This window comes from Microbacterium gorillae (assembly GCF_050990725.1).
Taxonomy (GTDB): domain Bacteria; phylum Actinomycetota; class Actinomycetes; order Actinomycetales; family Microbacteriaceae; genus Microbacterium; species Microbacterium gorillae_A.
The window spans coordinates 3,889,148-3,905,536 of sequence record NZ_CP158844.1; the positions used below are offsets into that span (position 1 = coordinate 3,889,148).

At 69.1% G+C, this 16,389-nt stretch carries 10 protein-coding genes; 8 read left to right on the forward strand and 2 right to left on the reverse strand.

The genetic code is table 11. The features are described from left to right. Position 1 precedes the first annotated feature (1 nt). Together ABTV68_RS18035 and ABTV68_RS18040 are read right to left on the reverse strand one after the other, a co-directional pair. A complete protein-coding gene (locus ABTV68_RS18035) occupies positions 2 to 2,407 on the reverse strand; it encodes a glycoside hydrolase family 2 TIM barrel-domain containing protein (protein ID WP_433675055.1) in 2,406 nt (801 codons plus the stop codon). A 13-nt stretch (positions 2,408 to 2,420) separates the two neighbouring features. Then, positions 2,421 to 3,065 (reverse strand): TetR/AcrR family transcriptional regulator, encoded by a 645-nt coding sequence (locus ABTV68_RS18040; RefSeq protein ID WP_433675056.1) that lies wholly within the window; start codon positions 3,063 to 3,065, stop codon positions 2,421 to 2,423. A gap of 175 nt (positions 3,066 to 3,240) precedes the next feature. On the opposite strand from ABTV68_RS18040, the gene ABTV68_RS18045 reads away from it, so the two are divergent. The 8 genes from ABTV68_RS18045 (at position 3,241) to ABTV68_RS18080 (ending at position 16,378) form a co-directional block, all read left to right on the forward strand. Next, positions 3,241 to 4,785 (forward strand): ABC transporter substrate-binding protein, encoded by a 1,545-nt coding sequence (locus tag ABTV68_RS18045; RefSeq protein ID WP_433675057.1) that lies wholly within the window; start codon positions 3,241 to 3,243, stop codon positions 4,783 to 4,785. A gap of 71 nt (positions 4,786 to 4,856) precedes the next feature. Continuing rightward, on the forward strand, positions 4,857 to 5,798 hold the full coding sequence (locus ABTV68_RS18050; RefSeq protein WP_433675058.1) for an ABC transporter permease: 942 nt from the start codon (positions 4,857 to 4,859) through the stop codon (positions 5,796 to 5,798). Then, positions 5,795 to 7,678 carry a dipeptide/oligopeptide/nickel ABC transporter permease/ATP-binding protein gene (locus ABTV68_RS18055; protein ID WP_433675059.1) on the forward strand — a complete coding sequence of 628 codons (1,884 nt, stop codon included), beginning with the start codon at positions 5,795 to 5,797 and terminating at the stop codon, positions 7,676 to 7,678. Before ABTV68_RS18050 ends, ABTV68_RS18055 begins: the two co-directional genes overlap by 4 nt. Next, on the forward strand, positions 7,675 to 8,526 hold the full coding sequence (locus ABTV68_RS18060) for an ATP-binding cassette domain-containing protein (RefSeq protein ID WP_433675060.1): 852 nt from the start codon (positions 7,675 to 7,677) through the stop codon (positions 8,524 to 8,526). The genes ABTV68_RS18055 and ABTV68_RS18060 overlap by 4 nt, the downstream gene beginning before the upstream one ends. Continuing rightward, positions 8,523 to 10,928, forward strand: coding sequence for a glycoside hydrolase family 3 protein (locus tag ABTV68_RS18065; RefSeq protein ID WP_433675061.1), 2,406 nt, complete (start codon positions 8,523 to 8,525; stop codon positions 10,926 to 10,928). Before ABTV68_RS18060 ends, ABTV68_RS18065 begins: the two co-directional genes overlap by 4 nt. Beyond that, positions 10,925 to 12,055 carry a serine hydrolase domain-containing protein gene (locus tag ABTV68_RS18070; protein ID WP_433675062.1) on the forward strand — a complete coding sequence of 377 codons (1,131 nt, stop codon included), beginning with the start codon at positions 10,925 to 10,927 and terminating at the stop codon, positions 12,053 to 12,055. The genes ABTV68_RS18065 and ABTV68_RS18070 overlap by 4 nt, the downstream gene beginning before the upstream one ends. Positions 12,056 to 12,068: 13 nt before the next feature. Further along, a complete protein-coding gene (locus ABTV68_RS18075; RefSeq protein WP_433675063.1) occupies positions 12,069 to 13,598 on the forward strand; it encodes a family 43 glycosylhydrolase in 1,530 nt (509 codons plus the stop codon). Further along, entirely contained in the window at positions 13,595 to 16,378 is a 2,784-nt protein-coding gene (locus ABTV68_RS18080; RefSeq protein ID WP_433675064.1) for a family 78 glycoside hydrolase catalytic domain, read from the forward strand. The genes ABTV68_RS18075 and ABTV68_RS18080 overlap by 4 nt, the downstream gene beginning before the upstream one ends. The last annotated feature ends 11 nt before the right edge of the window (positions 16,379 to 16,389 follow it).

A 16,389-nucleotide genomic window follows, 5' to 3' on the forward strand; every position in this document is an offset into this window, starting at 1 on the left:
CTCAGCGGACGCCGATGACGGCATCCGCGGAGCCGAGGCCGTCGGCGGTCACGCTGATGCGCACCTGGTCTGCCGTGGGATCAGCGCGCACGATGGCCAGCGCTCGTCCGTCGAAGGTGGTGACGGCATCAGCCCCGAACGACTCCTCCGTGCGTGCTCGCCCCGAGCCGAGCCCCGCCAGAGATCCGCCGGACACGGTGACGGAGACGAGGCGGTCCGCATCGCAGAGCAGGACTCCGTCGGCGTCCGCGATCGCGATCTCGACATAGCCCAGCCCGTCGGCCGCCATCTCCGCGTGCTCCGCTCGCACCACGAGCACCGGATCCGCGGCGGACCGCAGCGACGAGCGTCCGATCTCCACATGGTCTCGATATGCGACAGCGGTGAGCTCACCGCGGCGGTACGTCGTCTCGAATCGGGCGATCAGTGCACGCGGCGATCCGACCGCGGACCGACCGATCGACACACCGTCGAGCAGCAGGTCGACCTCCTCCGCGTCCGCATAGACGTCGACCGTGACCGGTGAGCCCGGTGCCACATCCCAGCTCCAGCTCGACACCACGTCATCCCACGACCACGGCGTCTTCGCGACGGGACGGCCGTGATGCTGCGGGCGGTGCACGGCGATGGTCGGCTCGGTGCGAAGGCCGTACGCGATCTCGCGGTAGAAGGATGCGGGGAGTCGATGCCCGGTGATGTCGATGTCACCGCAGGCCGCGAGGAGGTACGGGAAGGGACCGGCGGTGCCGGTCGGCTCGTAGCCGGGTGCATCGGTGTAGTCCACGCGTCCGATCCCCGCCTCGCCGATGTAGTCCCACCCGGTCCAGGTGAAGTCACCGATCACGTGCGGCAGGCGCCGAACGTCCGCCCACAGCGAGGCGATGCGATCAGGGAAGGTCTCCGACCCCACGATCACGCGGTTCGGGAACAGCTCCGCGTCCAGGTCGTAGCGCGAGTCGGCGTAGTTGAAGCCCACGACGTCGAGGACGGCCGCCGACTCTTCGATCGAATCCGTGATGAACGCAGACGCGTTCATCAGCGCCATCCGCTCGCCCATGTCGGCCATCATGGTGTTCGGATCGGCGGCGGCGATCTCGGCGAGGTGACCCAGGTTCGCGATGATCCCGTTGATGCCGTTGGTGACGAATCGAGTGGGGTCCAGGCGACGGAACTCCTCGGCCAGGCGCCGACTCCACGTCGCGCCGTGCGGCGTCGCGAGTTCGAGGATCTCGTTGCCGATCGAGTACAGCACGACGCTGGGGTGCGAGCGGTCCTTCGCGACCAGTGCAGCGACGTCGCACCGCCAGCGCTCGTCAAAGCCGATCGAGCTGTCGAACGCCGTCTTGGATTTCGTCCACACGTCGGTGAGTTCGTCCATCACGAGCATGCCCTCGCGGTCACAGGCGTCCAGCAGCGCACGACTGGCGGGATTGTGAGCGCTGCGGATCGCATTGAACCCGGCTTCCTTCAGCCGACGCACGCGGCGCTGCTCCGCATCCGCCACCGATATCGCGCCGAGCGGACCGTTGTCGTGATGGATGCACGCGCCACGGAGGTCAACGGTCTCACCGTTGATTCGGAGACCGCGAGCAGCATCGAGCTGCAGCCGGCGGATACCCAGGGGGGTCTCGTCCTCGTCGATCACTGCGCCCGCAGCGTCGGTGAGTTCGGTGCGCAGGCGGTAGAGGTACGGAGAGTCGGGCCCCCAGAGGCGCGGTTGCGCAACGGGCACCCGGAGCCGCGCGGTGGCCTGCTCACCGGGGAGCACCGTGATCGGCGCATCACCTGTCGCCACCGCGGCGCCGTCGGCATCGACGATCGACCAGCGCACCCTCCGCGTGGCGGTGTGACGGGTGCCGTTCTCGACGATGGTCGCGATCTCGACGATCGCTCGGTCGGCGTCGATATCCGTGGTGGTCGCCGTCGTGCCGTCGAGGGCGATGTGCACGGGATCGGCGACCACGAGATGCACCGGCCGATAGATTCCGCCGCCGGTGTACCAGCGACTGTCGCGGTGAACGCGCGCCTCCACCGTGAGGGTGTTCTCCTCCCCGAAGCGCAGGAAGGGATCGGCATCGACCACGAACGCCGTGTAGCCGTTCGGCTCGTGCGCGGCAAAGTCGCCGTTCACAAACACGGTCGCATCCCGGTACACGCCCTCGAACTCGATGCGCACGGTCTTGTCCGCCCATTCGCGGGGCACGTCGAAGCTGCGGGCGTACTCGAACACGCCACCCGGGATGTACCCCGCGTGCACGCCCTGCCCGCTCTCCGCGGAACGCGGCAGATTGCGCAGCGCGTCGTGCGGGAGCGTGACGGGAACGGAGGCGGTGGCCGCAGTGCGCGATTCGAACGCACCGAGCTTCGGGCCGACACTCCATCCGTCGTGGAAGGGGATGCGGATCATGTCTCTCCTCGGGTCAGGCGGGCGGGTCTTCCACGTCCCAGTCGATGTCGACGAAGCTCGCGATCAACCGCTGCAGAGTCTCCGCCATGTCGACAACATCCCGGTCCAACAGCCACTGCACCTGCAGACCGTCCATCATGGCGATCAACGTGATCGCTGCGCGTTCCGGGGTCAGGCCCGCCGTGACGCGGTTCACGGCGGCGAGCGAGGCGAAGGCGCGTGTGATGTTGTCGCGCGTGTAGTTGTAGCGGCGGACGAAATAGGCGTGTGCGGGATGGTCGGGCGACGTCGCCTCCGCCGACAGCGTGCAGAACAGCTCGACGACACCGGGCACAGATGCGTTGTGCGCGGCGAGGCGAACGAGACCACGCAGCAGCGCAGCGCCGTCGTCCCCCTCGATCGGCACCAGCTTGCGCGACATCTCGTCGCGTCGATCCAGCACGGCTTGCAGCAGCGCCACCTTGTTCGGGAAGTGGTGCAGCAGTCCGGCCTCGCTCATCGACACGCGTTGAGCGACCTCGCGAAGAGAACCAGCGCGATAGCCCCCCTCGGCGAACACCTCGAGCGCGGCATCGAGGATCGCCTCGCGGCGTTCCTTCGTCTTGGCATATTCTCCGCGCGCTCGCCGCGGTGCTGTGGTCGTCATTGCCTTCGTCATCGCTGTCACCGTACCCCAGGTGCCCGCGGCATCGCGGGCTTCGGGATACTCCTCACAACCGTTCTATAACGAAATTCTAAGAAGCACTAGGTTTCTCTTCCAAAAAGCTAGTGCCCACTCGTTTTTGCTGCTAGCTTCGCTCGACAGAGGCGATCCGCAGGGGTATCGCCCACCGATGAAGGGACCAAAGATGTTCCGCTGGAAGGCCACAGCAGCAGCCGCCATCGCCATCGCAGCTCTCGCTCTCACCGGTTGCGGCAGCGCAGCCGACGAGGGCGGTTCGAGCGGCGGAAGCGGCGGCACCCTCACCCTCGGCGCGATCATCGCCCCGACCACCCTCGACCCGTCCGGTGCCGAATGGGGCAACCGCGCCCCGTACTACCAGGCCGTCTTCGACACCCTGCTTCTCGCCACCCCCGAGGGCACCATCGAGCCCTGGCTCGCGACCAAGTGGTCGTACAACGACGACAACACCGTGCTCACGCTCACGATCCGCGACGACGTGACGTTCTCGGACGACTCCAAGCTCACCGCGCAGGTCGTCGTCGACAACCTGAATCGCTTCAAAGAGGGCACCTCGCCCGACGCGAACTACTTCGCCGGCGTGACGAGCTTCGAGGCTCCGGACGACACCACCGTCGTCATCACGCTGGGCGCGCCCGATCCCGCGCTGTTGAACTACCTGACACGCGACCCGGGTCTGGTCGCCAGCGGCGAATCGCTCGGCAACGACGACCTCGCCACCAACCCCGTCGGCTCCGGCCCCTACATCCTCGACACCGCCGCCACCGTCACCGGCACCAGCTACTCGTACACGAAGAACCCGGACTACTGGAACCCGGACGCACAGCACTACGACAAGCTCGTCATCAACGTGCTGGCCGACGCCACCGCATCGCTCAACGCGATCAAGGCCGGCGAGGCCAACGGCGTCAAGCTCGCCAGCAACGACAACCTCGCCGAGGTCGAGGGCGCCGGCTGGACAGTGAACGCCAACGAGCTCGACTTCCAGGGTCTGCTGCTCCTCGACCGCGCGGGAACGATGAACCCGGCGCTCGCCGATGTGCGTGTCCGCCAGGCCCTCAACTACGCGTTCGACCGCGAGGGTCTGCTGAAGGCGCTGCAGCTCGGCAACGGCACGGTGACCACGCAGGTGTTCCCGAAGTCGTCCGCGGCCTACGATCCGGCACTCGACGACTACTACACGTACGACCCGACGAAGGCGAAGGAGCTCCTGGCCGAAGCCGGGTACGCGACGGGGCTCACCCTGTCGATGCCGTCGTCAACCCTGCTCGGCGCCACGACGTACACGCTCATCGAGCAGCAGCTCAACGACATCGGCGTTCAGGTCGAGTACACCGACCCGGGCAACAACTTCATCGCCGACCTGCTCGCCCCGAAGTTCGCCCAGTCGTTCATGGCGCTGGAGCAGAACCCGGACTGGCAGCTGATTCAGTTCATGATCGCCCCCACCGCGATCTTCAACCCGTTCCACTACGACGACCCGAAGGTCGACGAGTACATCAAGCAGATCCAGTACGGCGATGAGGCGACGCAGGCGTCGGTGGCCAAGGAGCTGAACAAGTACATCGTCGAGCAGGCCTGGTTCGCCCCGTTCTACCGCGTGCAGGGAAGCTTCGCCACGGACGCGAACACCACGGTCAAGGTGCTCCCGACAAACGCCTACCCCGCGATCTACGACTTCACGCCGAAGTCCTGATCGGCCCGTCCGGCCCGCCCGCATCGGCGGGCGGGCCGGATCCCGATTCCTCTGAGACACAGGAGCGCAGCATGCTCATGTTCATCGTCCGCCGTGTGATTTCCGGCGTCGTCCTGCTCGTCGTCATCTCGATCGTGACGTTCGGGCTCCTCTTCCTCGACAGCGCGAACATCGCGCGTCGCATCCTCGGCCAGAACGCCACCGCCGAACTCGTCGCCCAGAAGTCGACCGAACTCGGCCTCGACCGCCCGCTCGTGGTGCAGTACTGGGACTGGCTCACCTCCGCACTCGCCGGCGACCTGGGTCGATCGTGGTTCAACGGGCAGCTGGTCGCCGTGAGCCTCGGCGGCCGCCTGAGCGTGAGCCTGTCCCTCGTGATCGGCGCGACCATCATCTCCGCCGTGCTCGCCATCGTGCTCGGCGTCCTCGCCGCCCGTCGCGGCGGCTGGGTCGACGCGCTGGTCCAGTTCATCTCGGTGGTCGGCTTCGCGATCCCGGGCTTCCTGATCGCGCTGTACCTGGTGCTGATCTTCGCGATCAACCTGCGCCTCTTCAAAGCCACCGGGTACATACCCATCACCCAGTCGTTCGCCGGCTGGCTGGCATCGGTGACGCTGCCGATCATCGCCCTCTCGCTCGGCGCGATCGCCGCCGTCGCACAGCAGATCCGCGGCTCCGTCACCGACGCGATGTCGCGCGACTACGTCCGGACGCTGCGTGCACGCGGGCTCTCCTCGGGAAGCGTGGTCTACAAGCACGTGCTGCGCAACGCCGGCGGCCCCGCACTCGCCGTGCTGGCCGTGCAGTTCATCGGCCTCCTCGGCGGAGCCGTGATCGTCGAGCAGGTCTTCGCCCTTCCCGGCATGGGCCAGCTCACCGTGTCGGCCACCACGCAGGGCGACATCCCCGTCGTCATGGGTGTCGTGATCGCCTTCGCCGTGATCGTGCTCATCGTCAACCTCGTCATCGACCTCGCGCAGGCCGCTCTCAACCCGAAGGTGCGACTCTCATGACCGCCATTGCCACGCCCCCGGCGGTGCCGACGCCCGCCGTCAAGACCTCGCTGCTGAGCCGGCTCGTGCGCCGTCCGGTCGCGCTGGTGTCGCTGATCTTCCTCCTTCTGGTAGCCGTGATCGCGGTCATCGGCCGGTGGATCGCTCCCTTCGACCCGAACCTGGCCTCGCTCGACCTGGTGCTCGCCACCCCGAGCGCCGAGCACCCGCTCGGCGCCGACAGCGCGGGCCGCGACGTGCTATCCCGCCTCCTGGCCGCCACCCAGATCACGCTGGCTGCCGCCATGGTCGCCGTCGTGACGGCCCTGGTCATCGGCGTGGTCTCCGGCCTGATCGCCGGCTACTACCGCGGTCGTTTCGACACCGTCGCCTCGTGGGTCACGTCCCTGGTGATGGCGCTTCCGGGCATGGTCGTGCTGCTTGCGGCACGCACGGTGCTCGGCCCCAGCGTGTGGCTGGCGATGTTCATCTTCGGCATCCTGCTCGCTCCCGCGTACTTCCGCCTGGTGCACGCCGCCGTGACCGCGGTGCGCGGGGAGCTCTACGTCGATGCGGCCCGTGTGTCGGGACTGTCCGACCTCCGCATCATCGGTCGACACATCCTCTCTGTGGTCCGCGCACCGATCATCATCCAGTCGGCGATCATCACCGGCATCGCGATCGCGATCCAGTCGGGGCTCGAGTTCCTGGGGCTCGGCGACATGAGCGTTCCGACCTGGGGCAGCATGCTCAACGATGGCTTCGCGAACATCTACAAGCAGCCGCTCCTCATGGTCTGGCCCTCGCTCGCCATCGCGGTCACGTCCATCGCGCTGACGCTGCTCGCCAACGGCATGCGTGATGTCCTGGAGCGCACGACCGTCGTCCGCCGTCGTCGCCGCCGCGCTGTCACCACCGCCACCGGGTCGATCGCGGCTGTCACCACGTCCGTCAACCTGTCGGGCGGAGATGCCGACGCGCTCGAGGACTCGGCGGAGCTGCCGATCATCGGCGAGACCATCGTCCATCCCGACGATGAGCGCACGAGCGCCCTGGGCGGCGCACCGATCCTCTCCATCGACGACCTGCGGGTGGCGTATCAGCAGCCGCGCGGTGCCGACATCGAGGTGGTGCACGGCGTCTCCCTGCAGATTCGCAGAGGCGAGGTGCACGGCCTGATCGGAGAATCCGGATCCGGCAAGACGCAGACCGCGTTCGCCGTGCTCGGGCTGCTCCCCCGTGGCGGGCAGGTCACCGGCGGCTCGATCCTCCTCGAGGACACGCAGCTGGCCGGCGCCTCCGAGCGGGCGTACTCCGGGATTCTCGGAACGCGGATCGGCTACATCCCGCAGGAGCCGATGAGCAACCTGGATCCCTCGTTCACCATCGGCTACCAGCTGATCGAGCCGCTGCGCAAGCACCTCGGACTGTCCAAGAAGGACGCCACCGATAAGGCGCTCGCGCTGCTCGACCGGGTCGGCATCCCGAACCCGAAGCGCACGTTCGACGCCTACCCGTTCGAGGTCTCCGGAGGCATGGCGCAGCGCGTCCTCATCGCGGGCGCCGTGTCTACCGATCCCGATCTGATCATCGCGGACGAGCCGACCACCGCTCTCGACGTGACCGTGCAGGCGGAGGTGCTCGATCTGCTTCGCGACCTGCAGCGTGAGCGCCAGATGGCCATGCTCCTGGTTACGCACAACTTCGGCGTCGTCGCCGACCTCTGCGACCGCGTGACGGTGATGCAGCAGGGTCTGTTCGTCGAACAAGGCCCGGTTCGCACGATCCTGCGCACCCCGTCGCACCCGTACACGCAGTCGCTGCTCGACGCGATCCTCGACGAGGGACCGGCCCGCGGGCCGCTCGTGAGCGCGACCACCACCGAAGGAGGCCGGTCATGACCGCCCTGCTCGAGGTCTCCGACCTCAACGTCACCTACCCGGGCAAGGGATTCCGCGCCCAGCCGTTCCACGCCCTCAAGGGAGTGTCGATCGACATCCGCCCCGGCGAGACGATGGGGCTGGTGGGCGAGTCCGGATCTGGCAAGACCACGCTGGGCCGCGCCGTTCTCGGCCTCGCTCCGGTGACGGGCGGCTCGGTGACGTTCGAGGGTCGCGAGATCGGTCATCTGAACCGCCGCGAGCGCCGCGGACTCGCGAGCGACATCCAGGTCGTGTTCCAGGACCCGTACTCCTCGCTGAATCCGTCGATGACGATCGCCCAGATCCTCGCCGAGCCGCTGACCGCGCGGGGGGTCGCCTCCCGTGAGGCTCTCGCTCGCGTCTCCGACCTGCTCGATCGCGTGGGCCTGCCGGCGGATGCTGCCCGTCGACTTCCCCGCGAGTTCTCCGGCGGGCAGCGCCAGCGCGTGGCGATCGCCCGCGCGCTGGCGCTGGATCCCAAGCTGATCGTGTGCGACGAGCCCGTGTCCGCCCTTGATCTCTCGACCCAGGCTCGCGTGCTCGACCTGTTCATCGAGATCCAGGAGCGCACGGGCGTCGCCTACCTCTTCATCTCGCACGACCTCGCCGTGGTCCGCCACATCAGCCATCGCGTGGCTGTCATGTTCCGCGGCGAACTGGTCGAGACCGGCGATGGTGATCAGGTCACCTCCCGCCCGCAGCACCCCTACACCCAGCGACTGTTCCTGGCAGCGCCCGTCCCCGATCCCGACGCGCAGCAGAAGCGGCGCGCAGACCGCCGCGCCCTCATCGACGCGCAGACCTCCGCGGAAGGAACCGCAGCATGACCGCGACCACCGATCACCTCCTCCCGCTCCTGGCGAAGCTGACGCTCGAGCAGAAGGCGGCGCTCATCCAGGGTGCCGACTTCTGGACGACCACCCCGCTGCCGGAGATCGGCCTGCGTGCTCTCACCCTCTCGGACGGCCCGGCTGGCGTCCGCGGACCCCGGTGGGACGAGCGCGAACCATCGCTGAACATGCCGTCGGGTTCGGCGCTGGCCGCGTCCTGGGACATCGATCTCGCCTACCGCTACGGCGCGGCTGCGGCATCGGAGGCTCGCAGGAAGGGCGTCGACGTCGTTCTCGGTCCCACCATCAACCTGCATCGCTCGCCGCTCGGTGGACGCCACTTCGAGTGCCTGAGCGAGGATCCCGAGCTCACCGCTGAACTGGGCGCCGCCTACGTCCGCGGGCTGCAGGAGAACGGCGTGGCCGCCACACCGAAGCACTACGTGGCCAACGACTCGGAGACCGATCGCTTCACGGTGGACGTCGAGGTCGACGATCGAGCGCTGCGAGAGCTCTACCTCGCGCCGTTCGAGCGTGCGGTCGAGGCCGGCGCGTGGTCGATCATGAGCGCGTACAACTCGGTGGACGGCGTCACGATGACCGAGAACGAGCTGCTGGAAGACCCGCTGAACAGCGAGTGGGGCTTCGACGGCGTGGTCGTCAGCGACTGGACGGCCGTGCGCTCGCTCGACGCGATCGCCGCCGCGCAGGATCTCGCGATGCCCGGTCCCGCTCCCGCCTGGGCGGATCTCGTCGCGGCGGTCCGCGACGGCCGAGTGCAGGAAGCCGACATCGATCGCAAGGTGCTTCGCATCCTGCTGCTCGCCGAGCGCGTGGGCGCGCTGGAGGGTTCCGACGCCATCGTTCCCGCCCCGCTGGACGCCTCCGCGTTCGCACGGGAGGCCGCCATCGAGGGAACGGTGCTCCTGCAGAACTCCGGTGTCCTCCCGCTGGATGCCGCCGCGCTTCGCCGCGTGGCCATCATCGGCCACAACGCGAAGGATGCCCGCACCCAGGGCGGCGGCTCCGCCACGGTGCTGCCGGAGAGCGTGGTCTCTCCGCTCGATGCCCTGCGCGCGTCGTTCGCGTCGGCCGACGTGCACTACGAGATCGGCGCCGTCGTGCAGGAGGGCGTCGCCGAGATCCCGCTGGGGGCCATCACGAACCCGGTCACCGGCGCACCTGGCCTGCGCGTCTCCTTCCTCGGGGCGGACGGCACCAAGCTGTTCGCCGAGGATCGCCGCTCCACCGCCCTGGTCTGGTTCGGCGGCGACGCTCCGATCGGCGCGAGCCGCACGGTCGTTCTCGAAACCCGTTTCACGCCGAGCGAGAGCGGCGAGATCCAGCTCGGCTTCGCCGGCGCCAACCCCGGCCGCGTCTTCGTGAACGAACAGCTGGTGCTGGACGACGTTCCCGTGCTGGAGGGCACAGACCTCGGTGCCGCGTTCCTGAACCCGCCGTCGGTCACCGCCGCCGTCCGGGTCGAGGCGGGCCGAGCGGTGGACATCCGCGCCGAGTTCACGCGTGAGTCCCGCGGTGCCATCGACGGCGCGCTCAGCGTGACCCTCGGCATCGCCCCCGAGCGCACCGACCCCGACCTCCTCATCGCGCGCGCTGCGGAAGCAGCACGCGCGGCCGAGGTGGCCATCGTCGTCGTAGGGACGAACTCGGCCGTCGAATCCGAGGGCTACGACCGCGCCGATTTGGACCTGCCGGGCCGCCAGGATGATCTGGTCCGTGCTGTCGCCGCCACCGGCACTCCCACGATCGTCGTGGTGAACGCCGGCTCTCCTGTCGTGCTTCCGTGGGCGTCGAGCGTCGCCGCGATCGTGCAGGGCTACTTCGGCGGGCAGGAGTTCGGTCACGCCGTCGCGGATGTGCTCACCGGTGCCGCCGAGCCCGGCGGTCGACTGCCCACCACCTGGCCCGCGACCCTCGCCGATGTGCCGGTGAGCGATGTCACCCCGGTCGACGGACGTCTCCACTACGACGAGGGCATCAACATCGGCTACCGCGCCTGGCTCAAGAACGCGGCCGAGCCGGCGTTCCCCTTCGGCCACGGTCTCGGCTACACGCAGTGGTCGTGGGATGCGGCCCGCCGCACCGGCGACACTGTCGAGGCGACCGTCACGAACACCGGCGAGCGCACGGGCAAGCAGGTCGTTCAGGTATACGCCGAGCGCACCGACTCCCGCGTCGATCGCCCGGTCCGCTGGCTGGTCGGCTTCGCGGTCACCCAGGTGGCGGCCGGCGACACGGCGACGGTCACCATCCCCGTCCCCGCCCGCCGCCTGGCCCACTGGGCCGGTGAGTGGGTCGTCGAGCCCGGCACGTACACCCTCGCCGTGGGCTCCTCGGTCGCCGAGCTTCCGCTGCGCGTCGAGTGGACGCAGGAGTGACTCACTCCGAGCTCACGGGTCTCCTCCGGGGGCGCGCCGACGATCGACTCTCCGATGTCGTCGCGCGCCTGGAGGGCTACCTCGCCCACGACGCCGACCTCTCCTTCCAGGTGGCGGCCTACCACGACGGTCACGTCGTCCTGGATGCCTGGGGCGGACCTCACCTGGGTGAGGACTCTGTCACGGTCCCGTTCTCGGTCACGAAGAACACCATCGGGCTGTCGATCGGACTGCTGGTCGAACGGGGCGAGCTCGACCTCGACCAGCCGGTCGCGCACTACTGGCCGGAGTTCGCCGCGAAGGGCAAGGCCGCGGTCACCGCGCGCCAGCTGCTGTCGCACCAGGCGGGGCTCCCCCAGACCTCTCCCGCGCTGACCACGGCGGAGCTGCTGGACCATCACGCCGCCGCCGAGCGTCTCGCGGCCAGCCGGCCGTTCTGGCATCCGGGATCCGCCTTCGGATATCACGCGCTCACGATCGGCAACCTGGGCGACGAGCTCGTCTTCCGGGTGACGGGACGGACGCTGCACGAGTTCTACGAGCAGGAGATCCGCGCCCCGCACGACATCGACTTCTTCCTGGGACTCCCCGAGACGCAGGAGCATCGGCTGGTCACGCTGCTGCCGATGGTGCGTCCGGTATCTGACACGACCGTGCCGTCGTTCTCGCCGCTCGGCCCGGTCGTCTTCGCCTCGCCCGGCGGCGACGTGGACCTGGGACGGGATCCGTCCAGCTGGCGTTACGGCCACCCCGGCGCCTCGGGAACCGGAAGCGCGCGGGGCCTCGCCCGACTGTTCGCGGTGACGGTGACCGGAGTCGAGGGAGCCGCTCCCCTGCTCGGGGCCGACACGACGGAGATCATCGGGCAGCAGCAGATCCGCGGCTACGACGAGGTGCTTCATCAGCACGACCGCGCGCACGCGATCGTGTTCCAGAAGCCGTCCCAGGCTCTGCCCTTCGGCGGACCTCGCGCGTTCGGCCACGACGGCGCGATGGGCGCGTTCGCGTGTGTCGACCCCGACACCGCCTTGACATTCGCCTGGACCATCGCGCGCGGCCCCTGGCCCGGCGGCGCGGACCCGCGCGCCACGGCGCTCGCCCGTGACCTCGGTCGCCTCCTGGCATGATTCATCTCCCGATGTGGAAAGCACTCTCATGACGACGCTCTACAACCCGCTGATCAACGGCTTCCACCCCGACCCGTCGGTGGTGCGCGTGGGGGACGAATGGTTCCTCGCCACATCCACGTTCGAGTACCTTCCTGGCATCCCGATCCACCGCTCGACCGACTTCGAGACCTGGGAGCTCATCGGCCATGTGGCCACGACCTCCGATCAGCTCGCCGTGGCCGAGGTCCCCACGGCGGGCGGCGCGTGGGCGCCGACGATCCGGCATCGCGACGGCGTCTTCCATCTCGTGATCACCGATGCGATGGGCCGCGGCATGCTGCACTTCACGGCGACGGATGCGGCAGGGCCGTGGAGCGACGGCGAACTGATCCTGAAACAGGACGGCTCCGCATCTCTCGACGGGATCGACCCCGACATCGCGTGGGGGGACGATGGCACGGTGTACATCACGTTCTCGGGGCTGATCCTCTCCGGCGAGGGTGCCGGACAGCACCTCGGAATCCAGCAGGTGCGTGTCGATCTCGACGCCCATCGCGCTCTCGAAGAGCCGCGCTCGCTGTGGTCGGGAACGGGCGGACAGTTCCCCGAGGCACCGCACCTGTATGCCGTGAACGGCCGGTGGTACCTCATGATCGCCGAGGGCGGCACCGAGCGCGGCCACGGCATCTCCATCGCGCGCGGCGACGCTCCCGACGGCCCGTTCGAGACCGCGCCGCAGAACCCGCTGGTCTCCGCCCGATCGACCATCCGCCCGATCCAGAACACCGGCCACGGCGACCTGGTCGTCGGCCCGGACGACGAGTGGCTGTGCGTCCTGCTCGGGGTGCGACCCCGCAGCATGACCCGCGCTTTCTCGGCGCTCGGTCGCGAGAGCTTCGTCACCACCGTGCGCTGGGAGGAGGACGGCTGGCCGGCGATCGATCCGGTCCTGCTGAACCCGCGCCCCGGCACGCGCGTGGACATCGATTTCGGCGAGACGCGCGCGCTCGACGGGGAGTGGATCGCCGTGCGCGCCACTCCCGCATCACTCGCCGACCTCGACGCGCGCGCCGACGCCGTCGTCCTGCACGGTGAGGGCCGAACGCTCGACCACCCTCGACCGGTCTTCCTCGGCCGACGGCAGGAGCACCTGACCAACGAGGTCACCGTCCGCATCGATGCGAGTGCAGGCGTCGGTGGGCTTGCGGTGCGCTACGACGAGCGCTTCCACGTGGAGGTGGAGGTCGGCGGCGGCACGGTGACCGCCCGTGCGGTGGTCGCCGATCTCGTGCAGGAGTGGTCGGTTCCCGCCGGGGACGGAGTCATCGATCTGCACATCGCCTCGCGCAAGCCCGCGGCGAGTGCGGGCTTCCTGCGGACCAGCGACGTGTTCCATCTGGGCGCGACGATCGCCGGTGAGCGGGTCGAGATCGCACAGGTCGACGGGCGCTTCCTGTCCTCCGAGACCGCCGAATCATTCACCGGTCGCGTCATCGGCGTGTACGCCGTGACCGGCGATATCGCGCTGCTGTCCTGGCACGCGGAGGGAGACGACGAATGAACGCTGCAGCACACGTCAGTCAGCTGAAGGCCGAACTGCGCGATGACACCGCGATGGTCGCCACCGCGACCCCCCGGCTGAGCTGGACGGTGTCGTCGGTCGAGCCGGGGTGGCTGCAGGCCTCCGCGGAGCTCTCCGACGGCGATCAGACGATCCTCATCGATGGTCGCGACAGCGTGCTGGTGGCGTGGCCCTTCCGTCCGCTCGTCGCCGGTGAGATCCGGCCGGTGCGGGTCCGCGCGACCGCTGACTCGGGTACGCAGACCGAGTGGAGCTCACCGCTGCCGGTCGAGGCCGGGTTCCTCGCCGAGGGCGAGTGGATCGCCGAACCGATCGGGCTCGCTGACCCCGATCGAGAGGCGCAGCCGGCCGAGGTGCGCACGACCTTCACCGTCGAGCGTCCCGTCGCCCGCGCGGTGCTGTTCTGGACCGCGCTCGGCGTCGCCGAGCCGACGGTCAACGGCGCGGCTGTGTCGTCCGATGTGCTGGCACCCGGGTGGACGGCGTATCGCGACCGGCTGGTGCACGAGAGCGTGGACGTCACCGCGCTGATTCAGGACGGTGTGAACGAGCTCGCGGCGACCCTTGCGGGCGCGTGGTACACCGAGAAGTACGGGTTCTTCACCTTCACGAACCGCCTGTACGGCACGCAGCCGTCGTTCCTCGCGCAGCTGCGGGTGACCTATGCGGACGGTGGGACCGAGACGCTTGCCGCGACGGGTGCCGATTGGGAGGCAGCCGGAGATGGTCCGGTGGTCGACAGCGGCATCTACGCCGGCGAGCATCAGAATCTCCGACGCGCACCCTCGTCGTGGGCTCCGGCTCGTGTCGGAGCAGCGGCGCTGCCCGGCTTCGAGAACGTCCCGGTGCCCGAAGCGCGCATCGCTCCCCCGGTGCGTCGGATCGAGGCTCGTCCGGTCGCCGACGTCATCACGACTCCCGACGGCCGGACCATTCTCGACTTCGGCCAGAATCTGGTCGGGCGCCTGCGGATCCGCGCGCGGGGGACCGCCGGAACCCGCGTGGTGGTCCGTCACGCCGAAGTGGTCGAGAACGGCGAGCTGGCCCTTCGTCCTCTGCGCAATGCCGCGGCCACCGCGACCTTCGAGCTATCCGGGGACGACGACGTGCTCGAGTCGCGCTTCTCGTTCTACGGCTTCCGCTATGCGGAGATCTCCGGCCTCGAGGTATCCCCCGGCGATGTCGACGCAGTCGTGCTGCACACCGACATGACCCGGTCGGGGTGGTTCGCGACCTCGGACCCGTTGGTCAACCGGCTGCACGAGAACGTCGTGTGGGGCATGCGCGGCAACTTCCTCTCGATCCCGACCGACTGTCCGCAGCGCGACGAGCGACTGGGCTGGACCGGAGACATCCAGGTCTTCGCGCCGACGGCGAGCTTCCTCTACGACTGCAACGCCTTCCTCACTTCCTGGCTGCGCGATCTCAGGCACGAGCAGAGGCGCGAGGGCGGGTCGGTTCCCGTGGTGATCCCGGCGGCTCTCCCCGGCTTCGCCGGTTCCGGCGGCGCTGCCCCCGCCGCGTGGGGTGATGCCGCCACCGTCGTGCCGACCGTGTTGCACGACCGCTTCGGCGATCTGTCCGTGCTCGCGGCGCAGTACTCGAGCATGCGCGACTGGGTCGACACCGTGCTCCGCGATGCCGACGATCGGGGGCTCTGGGCCGGCCGCATGCAGCTGGGCGACTGGCTCGACCCGGACGCACCCGCTGATCAGCCCGGCGCGGCGAAGGTTGATTCCGACATCGTCGCTTCGGCCTACCTCGCACGCTCGCTGCGGCAGGTGTCGCAGGCAGCGGCGCTGCTCGGTCATGACGCGGATGCCACGCGTTACGCGGAGCTGTCCGAGCGTTCCCGCGCGGCCTTCGTCGCCGAGTACGTGACTCCCGCCGGTCGCATGATGAGCGACGCGGTCACCGCCTACGCACTGGCCCTCGAGTTCGACCTGGTGACGGTTGCTGCGCAGCGCGTGGCCCTCGGCGATCGCCTGGCGGCTCTGGTTCGGGAGGGCGGCTACCGCATCGCCACCGGTTTCGTCGGTACACCGCTCGTTGCAGACGCCCTCACCTCCGCCGGTCATCTCGCGGCGGCCGAACGACTGCTGCTGCAGACCGAGTGCCCGTCGTGGCTGTACCCGGTGACGCAGGGAGCCACCACGGTCTGGGAGCGCTGGGATTCTCTCCTGCCCGATGGGTCGGTCAATCCGGGTGAGATGACCTCCTTCAACCACTATGCGCTGGGAGCCGTCGCCGACTGGCTGCACCGCTCGGTCGCGGGCCTCGCGCCTGCGGCACCCGGGTATCGTCGGCTGCGGATCGCCCCGCGGCCGCTCGCGGCACTCGCGCACGCCGAAGCCCGACACGAGACGCCGTATGGGACGGCGTCGGTGTCATGGGTGCGCGAGGGCGACGAGATCGTCGTGACGGCCGTCGTGCCAGCGAACACCACCGCGGAGGTCTCCCTCCCGGGGGCGCCCGCCGAGGTCTCCGCCGGCACGCACGTCTGGCGGTATCACGCCGAGACGACGCCCGTGCGTCCACCGCTGCCCGGCCTCGCCGCATCGCTGGCCGATGTGATCGATGACCCGCGCGCGTACCGCGCGCTTCTCGACACGTTGGCGGCCATCGATCCGGACCGTGCCGAATCGGTGCGCGCCGGAACCGTGTGGGGCGCGGGTCGACCGCTGTCGACCGCCCTCATGTTCACCCCACCCGACGTGCTGTCCCGCGTCGATGACGCCATCCGCACCGCGACCGCCTGACGAAGGAGACT

Excerpts from the sequence above, each read along its gene's own strand:
- ABTV68_RS18080 (WP_433675064.1), top strand. The coding sequence starts at position 13,595 with ATGAACGCTGCAGCACACGTCAGTCAGCTGAAGGCCGAACTGCGCGAT.
- ABTV68_RS18040 (WP_433675056.1), bottom strand. The coding sequence starts at position 3,065 with ATGACGAAGGCAATGACGACCACAGCACCGCGGCGAGCGCGCGGAGAA.
- ABTV68_RS18050 (WP_433675058.1), top strand. The coding sequence starts at position 4,857 with ATGCTCATGTTCATCGTCCGCCGTGTGATTTCCGGCGTCGTCCTGCTC.
- ABTV68_RS18035 (WP_433675055.1), bottom strand. The coding sequence starts at position 2,407 with ATGATCCGCATCCCCTTCCACGACGGATGGAGTGTCGGCCCGAAGCTC.
- ABTV68_RS18045 (WP_433675057.1), top strand. The coding sequence starts at position 3,241 with ATGAAGGGACCAAAGATGTTCCGCTGGAAGGCCACAGCAGCAGCCGCC.
- ABTV68_RS18055 (WP_433675059.1), top strand. The coding sequence starts at position 5,795 with ATGACCGCCATTGCCACGCCCCCGGCGGTGCCGACGCCCGCCGTCAAG.
- ABTV68_RS18065 (WP_433675061.1), top strand. The coding sequence starts at position 8,523 with ATGACCGCGACCACCGATCACCTCCTCCCGCTCCTGGCGAAGCTGACG.
- ABTV68_RS18060 (WP_433675060.1), top strand. The coding sequence starts at position 7,675 with ATGACCGCCCTGCTCGAGGTCTCCGACCTCAACGTCACCTACCCGGGC.